This window comes from Anthropogastromicrobium aceti (genome assembly GCF_020687335.1).
GTDB lineage: Bacteria > Bacillota > Clostridia > Lachnospirales > Lachnospiraceae > Anthropogastromicrobium > Anthropogastromicrobium aceti.
The window spans coordinates 1-15413 of record NZ_JAJEQN010000031.1; the positions used below are offsets into that span (position 1 = coordinate 1).

At 40.4% G+C, this 15413-nt stretch carries 16 protein-coding genes; 2 read left to right on the forward strand and 14 right to left on the reverse strand.

The window, feature by feature from the left end; all coding sequences use genetic code 11:
• Positions 1–97: 97 nt before the first annotated feature.
• The 11 genes from yhbY to gpr all read right to left on the reverse strand — a co-directional run bounded on the left by yhbY (position 98) and on the right by gpr (position 9421).
• The gene (yhbY, locus tag LKD48_RS11635; RefSeq protein ID WP_118612805.1) at positions 98–394 is read right to left on the reverse strand and encodes a ribosome assembly RNA-binding protein YhbY; all 297 of its coding nucleotides are present in this window, start codon (positions 392–394) and stop codon (positions 98–100) included.
• A gap of 18 nt (positions 395–412) precedes the next feature.
• Positions 413–1702 (reverse strand): GTPase ObgE, encoded by a 1290-nt coding sequence (gene obgE, locus LKD48_RS11640; RefSeq protein ID WP_308732077.1) that lies wholly within the window; start codon positions 1700–1702, stop codon positions 413–415.
• Positions 1703–1834: 132 nt separating this feature from the next.
• A complete protein-coding gene (rpmA, locus tag LKD48_RS11645) occupies positions 1835–2119 on the reverse strand; it encodes a 50S ribosomal protein L27 (RefSeq protein ID WP_066561810.1) in 285 nt (94 codons plus the stop codon).
• A gap of 3 nt (positions 2120–2122) precedes the next feature.
• Positions 2123–2452 (reverse strand): ribosomal-processing cysteine protease Prp, encoded by a 330-nt coding sequence (locus tag LKD48_RS11650; protein WP_118612803.1) that lies wholly within the window; start codon positions 2450–2452, stop codon positions 2123–2125.
• A 3-nt stretch (positions 2453–2455) separates the two neighbouring features.
• Complete coding sequence (rplU, locus tag LKD48_RS11655; RefSeq protein ID WP_066561806.1) at positions 2456–2764, reverse strand: 50S ribosomal protein L21; 309 nt, start codon at positions 2762–2764, stop codon at positions 2456–2458.
• Positions 2765–2852: 88 nt separating this feature from the next.
• Positions 2853–4097 carry a ribonuclease E/G gene (locus LKD48_RS11660; RefSeq protein ID WP_308732078.1) on the reverse strand — a complete coding sequence of 415 codons (1245 nt, stop codon included), beginning with the start codon at positions 4095–4097 and terminating at the stop codon, positions 2853–2855.
• Complete coding sequence (locus LKD48_RS11665) at positions 4094–4861, reverse strand: TIGR03936 family radical SAM-associated protein (RefSeq protein ID WP_408628579.1); 768 nt, start codon at positions 4859–4861, stop codon at positions 4094–4096. Before LKD48_RS11665 ends, LKD48_RS11660 begins: the two co-directional genes overlap by 4 nt.
• Positions 4827–6728 (reverse strand): TIGR03960 family B12-binding radical SAM protein, encoded by a 1902-nt coding sequence (locus LKD48_RS11670; RefSeq protein WP_118612800.1) that lies wholly within the window; start codon positions 6726–6728, stop codon positions 4827–4829. Before LKD48_RS11670 ends, LKD48_RS11665 begins: the two co-directional genes overlap by 35 nt.
• A 68-nt stretch (positions 6729–6796) precedes the next feature.
• Positions 6797–8050 (reverse strand): peptidase T, encoded by a 1254-nt coding sequence (gene pepT / locus LKD48_RS11675; RefSeq protein WP_227100491.1) that lies wholly within the window; start codon positions 8048–8050, stop codon positions 6797–6799.
• A gap of 36 nt (positions 8051–8086) precedes the next feature.
• Complete coding sequence (locus LKD48_RS11680; RefSeq protein WP_118612799.1) at positions 8087–8422, reverse strand: hypothetical protein; 336 nt, start codon at positions 8420–8422, stop codon at positions 8087–8089.
• A 66-nt stretch (positions 8423–8488) separates the two neighbouring features.
• A complete protein-coding gene (gene gpr / locus LKD48_RS11685) occupies positions 8489–9421 on the reverse strand; it encodes a GPR endopeptidase (RefSeq protein ID WP_308732079.1) in 933 nt (310 codons plus the stop codon).
• A gap of 258 nt (positions 9422–9679) precedes the next feature.
• On the opposite strand from gpr, the gene rpsT reads away from it, so the two are divergent.
• Complete coding sequence (gene rpsT, locus LKD48_RS11690; RefSeq protein ID WP_227100493.1) at positions 9680–9943, forward strand: 30S ribosomal protein S20; 264 nt, start codon at positions 9680–9682, stop codon at positions 9941–9943.
• A gap of 55 nt (positions 9944–9998) precedes the next feature.
• Here the strand turns inward: rpsT and holA are convergent, their stop codons facing one another.
• Positions 9999–10988 (reverse strand): DNA polymerase III subunit delta, encoded by a 990-nt coding sequence (holA, locus tag LKD48_RS11695; RefSeq protein ID WP_118612797.1) that lies wholly within the window; start codon positions 10986–10988, stop codon positions 9999–10001.
• Positions 10989–11125: 137 nt separating this feature from the next.
• Here holA and LKD48_RS11700 point away from each other — a divergent pair, with 137 nt between their 5' ends.
• Positions 11126–12082, forward strand: a complete 957-nt coding sequence (locus tag LKD48_RS11700; RefSeq protein WP_262535806.1) for a PfkB family carbohydrate kinase — start codon at positions 11126–11128, stop codon at positions 12080–12082.
• On the opposite strand, the gene LKD48_RS11705 is transcribed toward LKD48_RS11700, so the two are convergent.
• Together LKD48_RS11705 and LKD48_RS11710 are read right to left on the reverse strand one after the other, a co-directional pair.
• Complete coding sequence (locus tag LKD48_RS11705; protein ID WP_308732080.1) at positions 12061–14502, reverse strand: DNA internalization-related competence protein ComEC/Rec2; 2442 nt, start codon at positions 14500–14502, stop codon at positions 12061–12063. The genes LKD48_RS11700 and LKD48_RS11705 overlap by 22 nt on opposite strands.
• Positions 14499–15398, reverse strand: a complete 900-nt coding sequence (locus tag LKD48_RS11710) for a GerMN domain-containing protein (RefSeq protein WP_308732081.1) — start codon at positions 15396–15398, stop codon at positions 14499–14501. The genes LKD48_RS11705 and LKD48_RS11710 overlap by 4 nt, the downstream gene beginning before the upstream one ends.
• Between the last annotated feature and the right edge of the window lie 15 nt (positions 15399–15413).

Below are 15413 nucleotides of genomic sequence, written 5' to 3' on the forward strand. Positions count from 1 at the left end.
ATCGCTGCATCCTCATGTTTTTGCGGGTCCCAAGCTCAAAAACCTAATCGTGCAAGCACGAACGGCTTTTGGAGCTTGGGACCCTGGTATCATATTATTATTTTGGAAGAACGATCTTTCTCTTCTTCTCTTCTTTTGCCGGGCGATACAGTACGATCATCTTTCCGATTACCTGTACAACTTCTGCGCGTGTACGCTCTGCTAATACCTCAGCAATAGAAGAACCATCATCAAAACAGTTCTTCAATACATGAATCTTAATCAGTTCACGTGCTTCTAATGCTTCGTCTACTGATCTGGTAATTTCTGGTGTCAGGCTGGACTTTCCAATCTGAAGGATCGCAGACTGATCCATAGCCAGACTCTTTAAATATGCTCTCTGCTTACTTGTCATTTAAAGTCTCCTTTTTCTTTACTCGTGATAATAATCAAAGTGCTGACCATACATCTTAACAGTATCGCCATCTTCGATTCCAAGATCCTCAAGCTCCTTTAAGATTCCTGTCTCCTTTAAGAAGCGCTGGAAGAAAGTAAAGCCCTTCTCGGAATCTAAGTTTGTATAGCCAAGCATCTTTTCAATACGAGGTCCTTCAACTGTAAATAAATGTTCATCTGTTTTTTCTACTGTATAAGGAAGATTGCTTCCAAGATCGTATTCCGGAACATATTCCTTTTCATAAACAGTCGGTTCTGGATCCATTGTAGACAGAATCTGCCATACATGGTATAAAAGCTCTTTTAAGCCCTGATTTGAAGCTGCTGAAACTGGAAATACCTTTAAGCCTTCTGGTTCAAAAGTATTCTTTAAACGCTCAATAGGATCTTCATCGCCATCTTCTGTCTGAATAACGTCAACCTTATTGGCAGCAATGACAGCTGGTTTCTTTAACAGCTCTGGATCATATGATGCCAATTCATTCTGAATGGTGCGAATATCTTCAATTGGATCGCGGCCTTCAGTGGAGGCTGCATCTACTACATGAATGAGTACTTTTGTACGCTGAATATGTTTTAAGAACTGGAAGCCAAGGCCGATTCCTTCTGAAGCACCCTCAATAAGACCAGGAATGTCAGCAAGTGCAAAACCGTTTGTACCCTCAAGGTCTACAATTCCTACATACGGATCAAGCGTAGTAAAATGGTAATTTGCAATCTTTGGCTTTGCATTTGTTACCATTGATAAAATGGTAGATTTTCCAACATTCGGATATCCAACAAGTCCGACATCTGCGATAACCTTTAACTCTAAGCGAACCCAAAGCTCCATAGCCGGCTGACCTGGCTTTGCAAACTTAGGAACCTGCATGGTAGGTGTGGCAAAATGCATATTTCCGGCGCCGCCTCTGCCACCTTTTAAGATTACTTCACGCATATTTTTTCCAGACATATCGGCAATAATCTTTCCGCTTGCATCGTCACGAATGATTGTTCCTTCTGGAACCTTTACAATCAAATCCTGTCCGTCTGCACCATGAGAGCGGCGTTTTTTTCCGTCCTCTCCAGACTGCGCAATATATTTGCGTACATGACGAAAGTCATTTAATGTATTCAGACCCTTATCTACTTCAAAAATAATGTCTCCGCCTCTTCCGCCGTCGCCGCCATCAGGACCACCGGCAGCAACAAAAAGCTCACGACGAAAGCTTACATGTCCATCGCCACCCTTACCGGATTTAATGAATATTCTGGCACTATCTATCATAAATACGTTACCAATGCCTTTCTTTTGATTTTCTTTTTATATATTGTTGCTTTTTTTCTTGTTTTTATCTACATTACCCAAAAGAGACCGTTGCGAACGGCAACGGTCTCTCCTCGTTTCATACTATTAATCTTACTCAGCCTTTGGATAAACAGAAACCTGCTTCTTATCCTTGCCCTTTCTCTCGAAACGGACAACTCCATCAACCTTCGCAAATAAAGTATCGTCTCCGCCGATACCTACATTGTTACCTGGATGGATATGGGTTCCACGCTGTCTGTAAAGAATGTTTCCAGCTAAAACGAACTGTCCATCTGCTCTCTTTGCACCAAGTCTCTTGGACTCGGAATCACGGCCGTTCTTTGTAGAACCAACACCCTTCTTATGTGCAAATAACTGAAGATTCATCTTGAACATGATTTACACCTCCCTGAATCGGATTTTAATATACTTCTTACCATACTCCTCGGCAATACTTGTCAAACCAAGTACCATCGAGTCCAACAATAGCCTGGAATCCTTCCCGACACCATGAGGAAACGAAACAGCAAGACTGCCAGTTTTCTCATCTATCTCACCGGAGAATGTATCATCCGTAAATTGCTCAATAGAATTTACGGTATTCTGCGCTAAAACGGAAACCGCTGCACAAATGATATCCTGCCCGTGCTCTGCATAGCCGGCATGTCCTTTTATAGAAAAACCAACATACGCTTTGGAAGCATCCCGGATAATCTCTACCTGAATCATTGATTAAGCGTTGATCTTCTCAATCTTTAACTCAGTATAGGACTGTCTGTGACCATTCTTCTTGTGATAGCCGGTCTTTCTCTTGTACTTGTATACAATAACCTTCTTAGCACGGCCCTCGCCCATAACAGTTGCGCTTACAGTTGCTCCAGCAACAGTCGGGGTACCAATGATCATCTCACCATTGTTTACAGCTAAAACCTGATCAAAGTTGTAGGTCTGTCCAGCTTCTACTCCAAGCTTCTCAACGCGAATGACATCGCCTTCTGCTACCTTGTACTGCTTGCCACCAGTTGCAATAATTGCGTACATATAGCACCTCCTAGATAATTACTCGCCAAGTACGGTGTCTGCTAAATTGCAGCGCTTAAACCTCATTGTGCGGCACACGATTAGTACTTTAACATATCTTTAATTGTTTGTCAAGTGGCTCTCTTATTTTTTTTCTCGTAATTTCAACAAGACCAAGTGCTGTTATATCAACGATTCTTGTATGCACAGGATCTTTACGTGCAAGAAGGGAAAGTTCTTCCATCAGTGCATCCTCAAGTGCATGATCAGTCATGTTAATAAAATCTACAAGAATCATACCAGATAAGTTCCTGAGTCGCAGCTGATACAAAATTTCCTTTGCTGCTTCTAAATTAATGCGGTAAAAATAAGAATCCTGATTTTCCTTTTTGCGTCCTGATGCAATTGCTTTTCCTGTATTAACATCTATTGCTACAAGCGCTTCCGTCTGTTCAATAATTAAGTAGGCGCCTGATGACAGATATACTTTACTTTTTAATGCCTTTTCAATAGTAGTATCCAAGTTGTAACATTTTCGCATAGGATATGAAGAATCCTGATAAAGCGAATAAGTTAATCCCTCACTTCCTTTACATTCATCCAAGGCATTTTTTACTTCGTTTAAAAGTTCTTCATTATCACAGACAATTGATTCTAAGCCATTTAAAGAAGTATCACGGATGGCACTTATATAGCATGGAAGCGGCTGCCAAAGCAAGCTTCCACTACTGCGAAAAGCTGCTGTTGACAGTACAGTCTGAAGCTGTCTGCAGCAGACTGATATTTCATCTAGTACAAGATCAGATGATACCTCTGCCGCGTTTGTGCGTACCATCACAGATAATGAAAAGCCCCTAAGACTTACAGCTTCAAAAAGCTGCTTTACTTCTTCAAGAGCCTCTGCCTCCTCAGAAATCTTTTCACGAAATGTAGCCTCTGTAATCTTTCTCGACAAAAGAATCTTTGTCTTTGGCTGTTTTCCTGCCGGCTCCATCATAACGACACAATATCGTCCTCCAATTTGAAGGGCAGAACCAGCACCAGGTTCCTTTGTCTTTAGCGCTTCCTTTGTCACCTGTACAACAATCTCATCGCCTTGTGTAATCATTCCCTCACGCTTACATGAGACAGCAACAGGCAGCGGATTTTCTTTTAGTGAATAATAAAGCTTCTGATCACCCGCAGACAAAAATGCACCGCTAATGCTTGGCACTATATGATCTACCTTTGCCAGATAAATACGTCCTAAAAATGCAGGTACACGCTCGTCCACACTGCATTCTATAATACGTCCATCATCCCAGAGGGCCGTCAGCACACGGTCCCCCTGCATAGAAAGAAGTCGGCGGCTCATAATACGTTTCCCATCTCGCGAAGCGGCACAAACTGCGGTGCTACAATGCAGTCTGGCGCAGAGACTGCCGTATTAGTATAAGTCTCAAGGCGGCAAATTGAAATGTCTCCAGGATTCCAGGAAAGACCAGTCTGCTCATGATATGCCTTTAATACAAGTTCAGGCTTTAAATTATCGGTGCTTCCAGTTGATACCTGCAAAAAGATTGCCGGACCGTCTCCTGTCTCACTTTTTTCCTGTAAACAAAAATCATAAATCAGCGGACGAATATCCATTTCGCGAGTGCCTTTTTTTGTTTCCTTAATAATTACAATAGATTCCTGCTGTAAAAACTCTTCAAAGCCTTTTAAATAAGCAGCAGATGTCATGCCAAACGTATCAAGCGGTGTGTGTTTCTCTCGAAATGTCAGGCAATAATCTGCAGCAGCCACACAGCTCATCGCGTTTTTTGCATCATCTGGCAATACACGATAGTCAATAATCTCCATTCCCGGAACCATAACTTCATTGAGACGCGCCAGCATTTCCTTAGAGGAACCGCTTGAATTAACCTCAAGATCAGCATACTCACCGCAGCTTGTAATGCCTACACCAAGAGGAGCCGCAAAAGATAAAATAGGATGCGGATTGTAACCCTGTGTATAGGCAAGATCTACATCTGCACGGCGAAGTGCCTTCTGAAAATAACGCATTATATCAAGATGTCCGATATAGATCATCTTTCCGTATTTAGCAAACTGAATTCTGATTTTCAAAGCAGACACCTCCTCCAAAACGCTTTGCTCCGCAGCCGGAACAGGACTGGCGGCAATTCGGCGTAATCTTCTCCTGCATTGCACGCTCCCATTCTCTCTTATAAAATGCCTTTGTCACGCCAGTATCAATGAAATCCCACGGGAATACCTCATCAAGACTGCGCTCTCTTGTATTATAAAAATCAATTGATAAGCCGCATTTTTCAAAAGCAGCTGTCCAAATCTCATAGTGGAATGTTTCTCCCCATGCATCATACAGTGCACCCATCTTATAGGCTGTCTCAATGGCATCAGCCACTTTTCTGTCACCGCGTGCCAAAACACCCTCGAGAACTGTTACATATGCTTCATGCCAGTTGTACTTGAGACTCTTTTGGTTATGCTGCTGCTTCATTGTGTGATTTACAATTCTTGCGCGTCCCAAGTAATCCTCAGGAGAATACATTCTTGCCCATTGGAATGGTGTACATGGCTTTGGAACAAAGAAAGATGTACTCATGGTAATCTGACATTTTCCATTTCTTCTTTCCTTTGGGATCTCATAATAAGCCTCTGCCATGCGCTCTGCAAGCTCTGGTATGCCCTTCATATCCTCTTCTGTCTCAGTTGGCAGTCCAAGCATAAAATACAGCTTTACATGACTCCAGCCGCCCTCAAAAGCTTCTCTTGCACCCTGAAGAATTACCTCCTCAGTCAAGCCCTTGTTTATTACATCACGAAGACGCTGTGTACCTGCCTCTGGTGCAAATGTAAGACTGCTTTTTTTGACATCCTGCACCTTACTCATAACATCAAGTGAAAATGCATCAATACGAAGAGACGGCAAAGAAATATTGATTTTTCGCTTGCTGCATTCTTCAATTAAGAAATTTACAAGCTCAGGCAGCTTTGAGTAGTCACTAGAGCTTAATGAGCTTAATGAAATCTCATCATAACCGGTATTATGAAGCATTGTAACTGCAAGTTGCTTCAGACGCTCTACATCACGCTCACGCACAGGACGGTAAACCATACCAGCCTGGCAGAAACGACAGCCTCTGATACAGCCTCGCTGAATCTCTAACACAACACGATCCTGCACAGCACGAATATGAGGCACAAGCGGTCTTTCCGGATAGACTGCACCTGTCATATCGAGTACAATTTCCTTGCGTACTGTTTTTGGCACATCATCGTAGATTGGTGTCATTGCATCAATAGTTCCATCTTCCTTGTAGGTGACATCATATAAAGAAGGTACATATATGCCAGGAATTTTAGCTGCCTCATGTAAAAAGTCTTCCCTTGAGCCGCCTTCTGCGCGCCACTTTTTATAAAGATCAAGAAGTGCACGATACTGAGTCTCACCCTCTCCCATATAGAAAAGGTCAAAGAATGGAGCAATTGGTTCTGGATTATAAGTACATGGTCCTCCTCCAATTACAAACGGATCATTAATATCACGGTCAGCGCTTCTAAGCGCAATGCCACTTAAATCCAAAATCTGCAGGATATTTGTGTAGCACATCTCATATTGAAGTGTGATTCCAAGAAAATCAAAACTCTTTACCGGTTCCTGCGATTCTACTGCAAACAGCTTTATGTCTTGTTCTCTCATCATTTTATCAAGATCAATCCATGGAGAATACACGCGGTCACAATATGTATCCTCAAAACGGTTAAACATATCATATAAAATCTGGATTCCAAGATGAGACATACCAATCTCGTAAACATCTGGAAAACACATACAGAAGGATACCTCTGCCTTTGATTTATCCTTATTTGCCGCATTTACCTCATTTCCAAGATAACGAGCTGGCTGCTCTACCTTCATTAAAAGCTCATCGGACAGAGCCATCTTCACTGATGGCCTGCTAAATTGCTTTGTTATCATTCAAAATTCCTCACTTTAATCTTTTTGCTTTTCAGTAGTTCTTGTTTCTGAATATAGATTTCTGAATATCAGATTTCTTTAACTGCATACTTTTCAACAATTTTCTTTAAAATCTCAACACACAGTTCCATCTGCTCAATACATGCATATTCAAAGCGGCCATGATAATTAGCGCCTCCTGTGCAGAGGTTCGGACATGGAAGTCCCATAAAGGATAATCTTGCACCATCTGTACCACCACGGATCGGAACACTCTTAGCATTTAATCCAAGCTCTCTCATAGCTTCCTTTGCATACTCAACCAAATGCATATGAGGAAGAATCATTTCCTTCATGTTTTGATAAGAACCGGTACGCACCACCTTAAAAGATCCCTCTCCATATTTAAAATTCAGATACTCCGAAGCCTTATCAATCTCAGCTAACTTCTGGTTAAGCTTTCCAGCGTCATGATCACGTACAATGTAATGCATTGTTGTATGATCTGAATCGCCTTCGATACCGCCAAGATGATGAAAACCCTCATAGCCATCTGTATATTCCGGATTATCAAATACTGTCAGCATCTGCTCAAATTCCATTGCCATGCGGATGGCATTTTTCATTTTGCCCTTTGCGCTGCCTGGATGGATGCCATATCCCTGCACTTCAACACGCAGATTTGCAGCATTGAAGTTTTCATATTCAATTTCACCGACAGAACCGCCATCTACTGTATAAGCAAAGTCAGCACCAAAGCCCGGCACGTCAAAATATTCAACACCATTTCCCACTTCCTCATCTGGTGTAAATGCGATGCAGATATCACCGTGCTTTACTTCCGGATGTGCCAAAAAGAATGCTGCCATTGTCATGATCTCAGCAACACCGGCCTTGTCATCTGCGCCAAGAAGTGTTGTTCCATCTGTAGTAATAAGACTCTTTCCTTTTAATTCGGCAAGTGCCGGGAACTCATTTGGTCCCATAGAAAAGCCACTTTCACCAAGTTTGATTACACCACCGTCATAATTTTGTATTATCTGCGGCTTAATATCTTTTCCGCTTAATGCAGGTGAAGTATCCATATGGGCTATAAAACCGATTGCCGGAACCTTCTTATCTAAGTTAGACGGAATCTTTGCGTACACATAGCAGTGATCGCTAAGACGTACATCAGAAGCTCCAATCTCCTCAAGCTCTTTTTTTAATACCTTTGCCAAGTCAAACTGCTTTTGTGTGCTCGGCACTTCACTGCTTTCATCCTTTGACTGTGTATCGTAGGAAACATAGCAAAGCAAACGCTTTACTACTTCAGAATTCATAACATTTGTTGTTTCAGACATTTTGTTACCTCCACTATTTAATATTATCTTTCAGTATTATACCTGTTTTTTGTCTGGAGAGCAACCAATATTATTTTGGAACTGCTGATAAAAGGGATCGCTTGAAAAAAACGTATTTGTCTGAGTTATATTTTCTTTAGATAATCCTTCACAGTCAAAAAAAATAGAAAGCGATGGAAGTGTATTAGAAACTGTATTGTCTATGCAACGATTTAAAAACTGTTCTGTCTTTTGTTTTGTCCAGCCAATGCCGCGCTGAATTGGATAGGGATTAATTTTCCATAAAATATAGGTAGAGCAGGCAAGTGCCAAAAACCAAAGTATCGTTGTGACTATTTTCTCTTTTCTCCTTGGATGAAAGCTTCTATACATTTATAAAATCCTTTCTTATTTTCTGGCCTATTCTATGCATCAGCCAGTTTTCTTTATTACAGCATTTTATCGTTTACATATTACTTGTGACAATGACGCTGCAAGTAAGCTGCTCATCGTATCTAATTCTTCATCAAGGTTTTTAGGCATCACAAAGAGACTCCCAAGCTCTGGCGCAAACACTTCTGATATAAGCTGATAATATTCCTCTTTATCAAGCATCGCAATACTTCCAAGAATCGTTTCATTATAGCCTATCTGCTTTAAAGAATCCATTGCATCAGATACAATTGCTGCGGCACTTACAACTGTTGGAATCCCAATGGCAATCACAGGAATCTTCATATTTTCCTTAGTTATGCCCTTTCTTGCATTTCCGACACCAGATCCTGGACGAATACCTGTATCGGTAAGCTGAACTGTTGTACCAAGCCGAAATGCACTTCTTGCTGCAAGCGCATCAATAGTTATGATGCAGTCTGGAGAAGTTTGTTGTACAATACCCTGTATGATTTCACAGCTTTCCATTCCAGTCTGCGCAAATACACCGGGAACGATCATTGAAGTATATGAAGCCATTCCTGACTGAGCCATTTTCTCAATTGTTAATGGTCCGAGTGCATCTGCTGTCATATTGGCATTTCCAAGACCAACAATCAAAAAAGAATGAGCCGATGATGGAAGCAGCCCATTTATATAGGATGCAAGAAGATTTGTATCAGGAAGCTTCGTTCCAGAAAGATTTTTATCGGAATGTTTATTAGAATGTTCTTTATCTGCAGACTCAAGTGTCATATAATTTCCTATGGGCCGCCCCATGCGTTTTGCTCCATCTGCCGTTTGGATTTGTATTTTTGTGACACGGATACCTTTGCCATCTTCTTTGTATTGTTCCAGTACAACGCCTGGAATCTCACCTTGCCTGCCACTGCATTCTTCCTGAATTTCAACAGCGAGATCAGTATACATCATTGTTTTGTTGTCTTTTACATTGAGCATTATATTTTCACCTTCCTTAGTTAAAATGGTTCATGAAATTATTCAAAGTTTTACACGTAAAACTTTATTAGAAGTTCCTACTTGTTTTACATGTAAAACTTTTTTGTATTTTTTGCATTTTTTTTGAAAATATGTATTGACAGATCAATGTTTTTAGGCTATGATACCACTTGTGTTGAAACGGTGTTTTCGAGTGATACACAGTATCGTTTTCAAACTATAAAAAGATTAAAAAACAAGAAATTTTGGAGGTGCCCCATGGCAAATATTAAGTCCGCAAAGAAGAGAGTTTTAGTTAGTCAGGCAAAGGCAGAGAGAAACAAGTCTGCTCGTTCTAAGGTAAAGACCTACATCAAGAAGGTAGAGAGCGCTGTTGCTGCAGGTGATAAGGCTGCTGCTCAGGCTGCAGTTGTTGAGGCTGAGTCCGTAATGAGAAAGGCTGCATCCAAGGGTGTTTATCATGATAACACTGTATCCAGAAAGATCAGCCGTATGAACAAGGCTGTTAACGCTATGAACTAATTTGTGTCTTGTACACATAAAAAGCTGTCTGCTTCATGCAGGCAGCTTTTTTTAGTCAGGCATGATATTCACGATTTGCAATTGATAATAAAACCATCTCGACTGCAATCCTTTCATTCATATTTCCTCTTTTTACAGCTTCTTCAAGCTCAACACATCGCTCAACACAGCGTATCAGCTGATCAATGGTGAATTGTCTTGCCTGTCCAAGCAATTTGTTAACTACAAACGAACGAACCTTTAAAGCAGCTGCAATTTGATCCTTATTCTGACGTCCGACTTCCATCTCCTTTACACATAAAAGTTGGTTCATCTGACGTGCAATCAAAAATAAAATACGCATTCCCGGCTCTTTCAATGCTAATAGATCAGCATATAACTCAAGAGCATACTGTGTCTTTCCCTCTGCTACGGCCTGTGTCATATCAAAGATTCTATTTTCAATCTGTTCTGTACAGACAAAATCAACATCTTCTTTTGTGATGCCTTCTTTTCCCATACAAAAAGAAGCCAATTTTTCCATCTCATTTCTGATGTTTTCCATGTCATCACCTGTTTTTTCAAGAAACGAATCAAGTGCAGACTGTGTGATTTTTAACCCATAACGCCCAAATCCCTTTAAAATCCACTGTGTACGCTGCTGCATTGAAGGATGCGTCATCTCTGCGCAATAGCCACATTCCTTTACAGCCTTATACATTCTGCTTCGCTTATCTACCTCCTGCTCAACAAAAAGGACATGGCAGCTATCCGGAATTGTTTTAACAAGATTACTCCACTGCTCATCACTGCTTTTAAATAACCCTGTATCCTCTAGCAGAACCAAACGTCTGTCTGCAAAAAACGGCATTGTCATTACCGCATTTTCCACCTCTTGTACAGGCAGACCTTTCCCGGTATATTGATTCAAATTCATCGTATCATCGCCGATGATTGCTTTTTTTAACTGATTCTTATACATCTGAACCAGATATCGTTCCTCACCATATAAAAGATATACGCGCTCAAACTGATTGGCACGAATATCTTGTCTGAGTTTTTCCATAAAGACTCCTATTAATGTTTTTTGTATTATTGTATCATTCTTTTTGCCGTCAATCAAGCAAATGGTGTTTACTTTACATCGTCAAGGAATTATAATCTCTTTGTGATAGTAAAGAAAAATATAAGGAGATTTACCTAATGCAATCATCAATGCCTAAAATTTTATTGATCGGCAGTACATGTGTCGATGTAATCATTGAAATTGATCATCTACCCAAAACAGCAGAGGATATTCAGCCAAAGCGCCAGACACTCGCACTTGGCGGCTGTGCCTATAACGCAGCTAATATTGTACGTCAGTCAGGTGTCCCGTATATGTTTGTGACACCTATTGGAACTGGTGTATATGGCGATTATATAAGAAAGTCGTTTCAGGCACGTAAACTTCCTATTCATGTGAATGTAAATGCAGAAAATGGCTGCTGCTACTGTCTTGTCGACGAAAACGGAGAACGTACATTTTTATCGGTGCATGGTGCAGAATATACCTTTAATCATGAGTGGATGGAAAATATTGACATTTCACAGATTTCTATGATCTATGTATGCGGCCTTGAAATCGAGGAGCCAACAGGTGACGATCTAATTTCATGGCTTGAACAGCACCGCGGTCCGCAGATCTTCTTTGCACCAGGTCCTCGTATTCGACAGATCGGTGAAAAGAAAATGAAGCGCCTATATAATCTAAATCCTATTCTTCATATAAACGATGAGGAAGCATTCGAGCTAAGCAGCTTAACGGTCTCTGATTTTAAATGTGGAGTAGATGAATTTAGCGCTGTATCTCTTTTAGAGGCGGCAAAGATTCTTCAAAATGCAACATCTAATACTGTAATTATCACAAAAGGTAAGGATGGCTCCTGCTGTCTGGAGGCAGGAAAAGATAATTTAACAGAGGTTGATGGCATAAAGACAACTGTTGCAGATACAATTGGTGCCGGAGACAGTCATATTGGTCAGATCATGGCCAGCCGCGCAAATGGCTGCTCTTGGGCAGAGGCACTCTCACAGGCGAATAAGGTTTCTGCCCATGTTGTTGCTAAAAATGGTGCCGGACTGACAGACAGCGAATATCAAGACTGCTTTGCCAGATAAGTTTCCACTTCTACACGATAACCGTCAGTTTGTATTATGATTGCACCGCAGTCTTTTGTAATCAAAACTGACGGTATTTTTGCCTCTTCTAAGCGTTTTAAAAGCTGTTTCCCAGGATGACCATACCTATTATTTTCGCTGCAGGAAATCACGGCAAGCTGCGGTGTTATTTGCTGCAGAAATGTTTTAGTTGTTGAATAATCAGAGCCGTGATGTGCGACTTTTAAGACAGTTACTGGCTTTAAGCTGATAAGTTCATCCTCGCAGTCGCCTGGAAGATCTCCTGTAAAAAGCATAGAAAAATCATGATAATTAAGGCGCCACACTAGTGATGATTCATTTGTGTCATCTGATTTTTCGCTTTTTGACGGCCACAGCACTTCAAAAGACAAATCTGGCAGCGTTTTTAATGAAAAAACATCTCCTTTTGAAATCCACTTAACGGGAATCTGCTTCTTTTTTGATGCTGTTAACAGCTGTTCAAACTGCTTTTTTGATGACTGGCTCTGCGGCAGCATAAGCGTTCCTATACGATCTGCGTCATTTTCAATCAATCCTATGATCCCATTAATATGATCACTGTCGGCATGCGATACAAAAACATAGTCAATCCGGCGAATGCCTTGTGAGTTTAAAAAAGGTTCTAATACATACGTATCAAGCATAGATTTGCTCGTGCTTCCGCCATCTGAAAGAATAGTCGTATGATCAGGAAGCATTAAAAAAATACCATCTCCCTGACCTACATCAAGCACAGTAATTTCCAATTTGTTTGTGTGATCTGCATGTAAAAAAACGCAGCCGAATATATAGCAGCCTGTGGCAAGAAAAACAGCAGCAATCTGACAGCGGCGTCTGTTTTTTTTCCTTTTTTCCTTATCATCATCTGTCTGTTTTCTTTTTTGCTTCTCATATATAAGCCTAGTTCCCATGCCTATTGTGAATAACAGTGTAACATATAATACAATTCGCCATAAAGCTGGTCTTCCAGTATACTGTGCTGATTCTGGAAGGCTTTTTGAAAGTTTGCAAAGCACAGTGTAAAAATAAATGACAAGATGGCCTGCTTTTAAGCATACTGCACCAAAAGCAGGTGCAAATAAAGAAAGTACAAGTGCCACGGCCGGTGATACAAGTAAAATACCAGCAAAAGGTATGACAAGCTGATTAAGTAAAATTGCATAAAGAGGATATTGGTAATAATGATATAACAGCACAGGAAGCATTGCAATAGAAAGTCCCATAACACTGCAGAAGCGGTTAATCCTTACAGTTGTTTTATCAGAAGAAGGCATTAAAATTTTTTTAAAAATATCTCCAACAAGGCTTATTCCAAGCACTGCGCCAAATGAAAGCTGCATAGAGGCCTGAAAAATGGCAAGCGGCTGAAAAATAAGAAGGCAAAGGGCTGCTGCTGCCACTGCCGTCGGCATATCATAAATACGGCCTTTTTGTCGCCCGATCATTAAAATAAGATACATAACACAAGCACGAATCGTCGAGACTGCATTTCCAGTAAAGGCAGAATAAAAAATGACAATAATGCTTCCAACTATACCGGAAATGGCAAATGATCCTGTTAATTTCATAAGCAAACCGCATGCAGCTAGTCCAACTACTGATATGTGAAGTCCTGATACCGAAAGGATATGAGCTATTCCCTGATCTTTAAAAAGTTCTTTCTGTTCTTTGTCTAATTCGCTTTTGTCGCCCAAAAGCACGGCACAGTAAATGCCATAATCAGTAATATTTCCTTCTAAAAGCCGTGAGAGTCTCATCTTTATGGCATCTTTTAGCTGCCACAGACACTCAGCAATGGGATCATATCGGCTACCTTTTTGTGTCCACGTCTTACCACTAAGGCAAAAATCATACCCTAAGTTATGATAATAACTTCTTGAATCAAATTCGCCTGGATTTGAAGCCTGTGAAAATAATGATAATTTCCCATAAACAGAAATTTTACTTCCGGCAAGAGGACGCTTTTGGTTGGAATGTGCCGAGACAGGAATCTGCACAATAACACCCTCCCCTGCTGCCTTTTTATTAATAGAGGCATTTTTTAAGTAAATCCAAAGCTTCGATTTTTCCTCTACCTTTGTCACGTTGCCTTCGACAAGCACGTCATCCAATGTATTTTCTTTTGAGTACTGCATTGATAAAAGTGTATCATAAATATGACTATGTGCATTTGCGCTAAAACAGCAGACTGCCCCTGTAAAAAAAGAAAAAGCGCAGATACACAAAAAGAAAGGCATTTTTTTGAAAAAGACATTTTTGCATACAATTTGTATCAGCATAAAAATAAGCGCCAGCATCAAAATGCCGGCGCTTAAAATAATTGATATTATAAGGCTCTTTATACAAAGAAGTTCTCCTGCAAGAAAAAAAACTACAAGAACAAGGAGTGGTCGTTTCAATAGTTTAAATTCCTTTCTAGTGGACTACTCAGTGATATATCGCGAAATACGATATTGCTGTCGCCGTCCACCATGATCTGAACACGCTGGACATCTGGCAGCTCCGTCAATGAATTTACAATCGAATATACAATCAAATTGCCATCAATAGAAAGCGCATCAGTCAGAAATGACGAATCAAAATTGACATAACAAATTTTGTCTTTAACGCTTATACTGATCACCTGCAGATTAGCAGGCAGTGTTCGAAAATATTCATCTTCAAAAGGTCCCTGAATCAGGCGGTTGATTACATCTTTTTCAATGGAATAGGAACTCTCATATACAACATTTTGAATCTTTTTTACAAGAGCATCCCCTTTTTCATTTGCATAGTATAAAGTAAGTGTGGTCTTTTTTTGACTGCTAAGTCCGCTTTCTATAATATCCACATAATCAGAAGCTGTCTGAGCACCAAGAGGTGCAAAGGAACTATTTGTAAGTGGCTTTTCGTCTACAAAAAATGTTACCGACTCCACACCTTCAACCTGACAGAAGGTTCGTACTATACCTGCCCTAAATAAAAGCTCTGACACAGTGTCCATATTTTGATAGGAACTGTCAAAATAAAGCCCAAGGCTGCTGTTTTCCACTGAAAAACGCACAAGCTTTAAATCAGACGGAATAAGACTTATACGTGCTTTTTCAGTATCGCTTTTAATCAGCTTTGCCCACAGTTCATTTATAACTGTTTCCTGATCGGTACCTGTCGGCTTATAATAATAGGAGCTAATGCCATTTTCTGACAGAGCCCTATAGTAAATACGGATTCCATCTGTTGATACAGTTTTTTTATCGCATCCAGCTGCCATACATAAAAGCAAAAGAAAAAGCACCAGATTTAATTTTTTCTTCATATTCTGTTTCCTTTC

Bases quoted from the DNA above. Each gene is read 5' to 3' on its own strand.
- gpr (WP_308732079.1), bottom strand. From the start codon at position 9,421: ATGCTCAATGTAAAAGACAACAAAACAATGATGTATACTGATCTCGCT.
- LKD48_RS11710 (WP_308732081.1), bottom strand. From the start codon at position 15,398: ATGAAGAAAAAATTAAATCTGGTGCTTTTTCTTTTGCTTTTATGTATG.
- obgE (WP_308732077.1), bottom strand. From the start codon at position 1,702: ATGATAGATAGTGCCAGAATATTCATTAAATCCGGTAAGGGTGGCGAT.
- holA (WP_118612797.1), bottom strand. From the start codon at position 10,988: ATGGAAAAACTCAGACAAGATATTCGTGCCAATCAGTTTGAGCGCGTA.
- yhbY (WP_118612805.1), bottom strand. From the start codon at position 394: ATGACAAGTAAGCAGAGAGCATATTTAAAGAGTCTGGCTATGGATCAG.
- rplU (WP_066561806.1), bottom strand. From the start codon at position 2,764: ATGTACGCAATTATTGCAACTGGTGGCAAGCAGTACAAGGTAGCAGAA.
- LKD48_RS11650 (WP_118612803.1), bottom strand. From the start codon at position 2,452: ATGATTCAGGTAGAGATTATCCGGGATGCTTCCAAAGCGTATGTTGGT.
- pepT (WP_227100491.1), bottom strand. From the start codon at position 8,050: ATGTCTGAAACAACAAATGTTATGAATTCTGAAGTAGTAAAGCGTTTG.
- rpmA (WP_066561810.1), bottom strand. From the start codon at position 2,119: ATGTTCAAGATGAATCTTCAGTTATTTGCACATAAGAAGGGTGTTGGT.
- LKD48_RS11680 (WP_118612799.1), bottom strand. From the start codon at position 8,422: ATGTATAGAAGCTTTCATCCAAGGAGAAAAGAGAAAATAGTCACAACG.
- LKD48_RS11660 (WP_308732078.1), bottom strand. From the start codon at position 4,097: ATGAGCCGCCGACTTCTTTCTATGCAGGGGGACCGTGTGCTGACGGCC.
- LKD48_RS11700 (WP_262535806.1), top strand. From the start codon at position 11,126: ATGCAATCATCAATGCCTAAAATTTTATTGATCGGCAGTACATGTGTC.
- LKD48_RS11670 (WP_118612800.1), bottom strand. From the start codon at position 6,728: ATGATAACAAAGCAATTTAGCAGGCCATCAGTGAAGATGGCTCTGTCC.
- rpsT (WP_227100493.1), top strand. From the start codon at position 9,680: ATGGCAAATATTAAGTCCGCAAAGAAGAGAGTTTTAGTTAGTCAGGCA.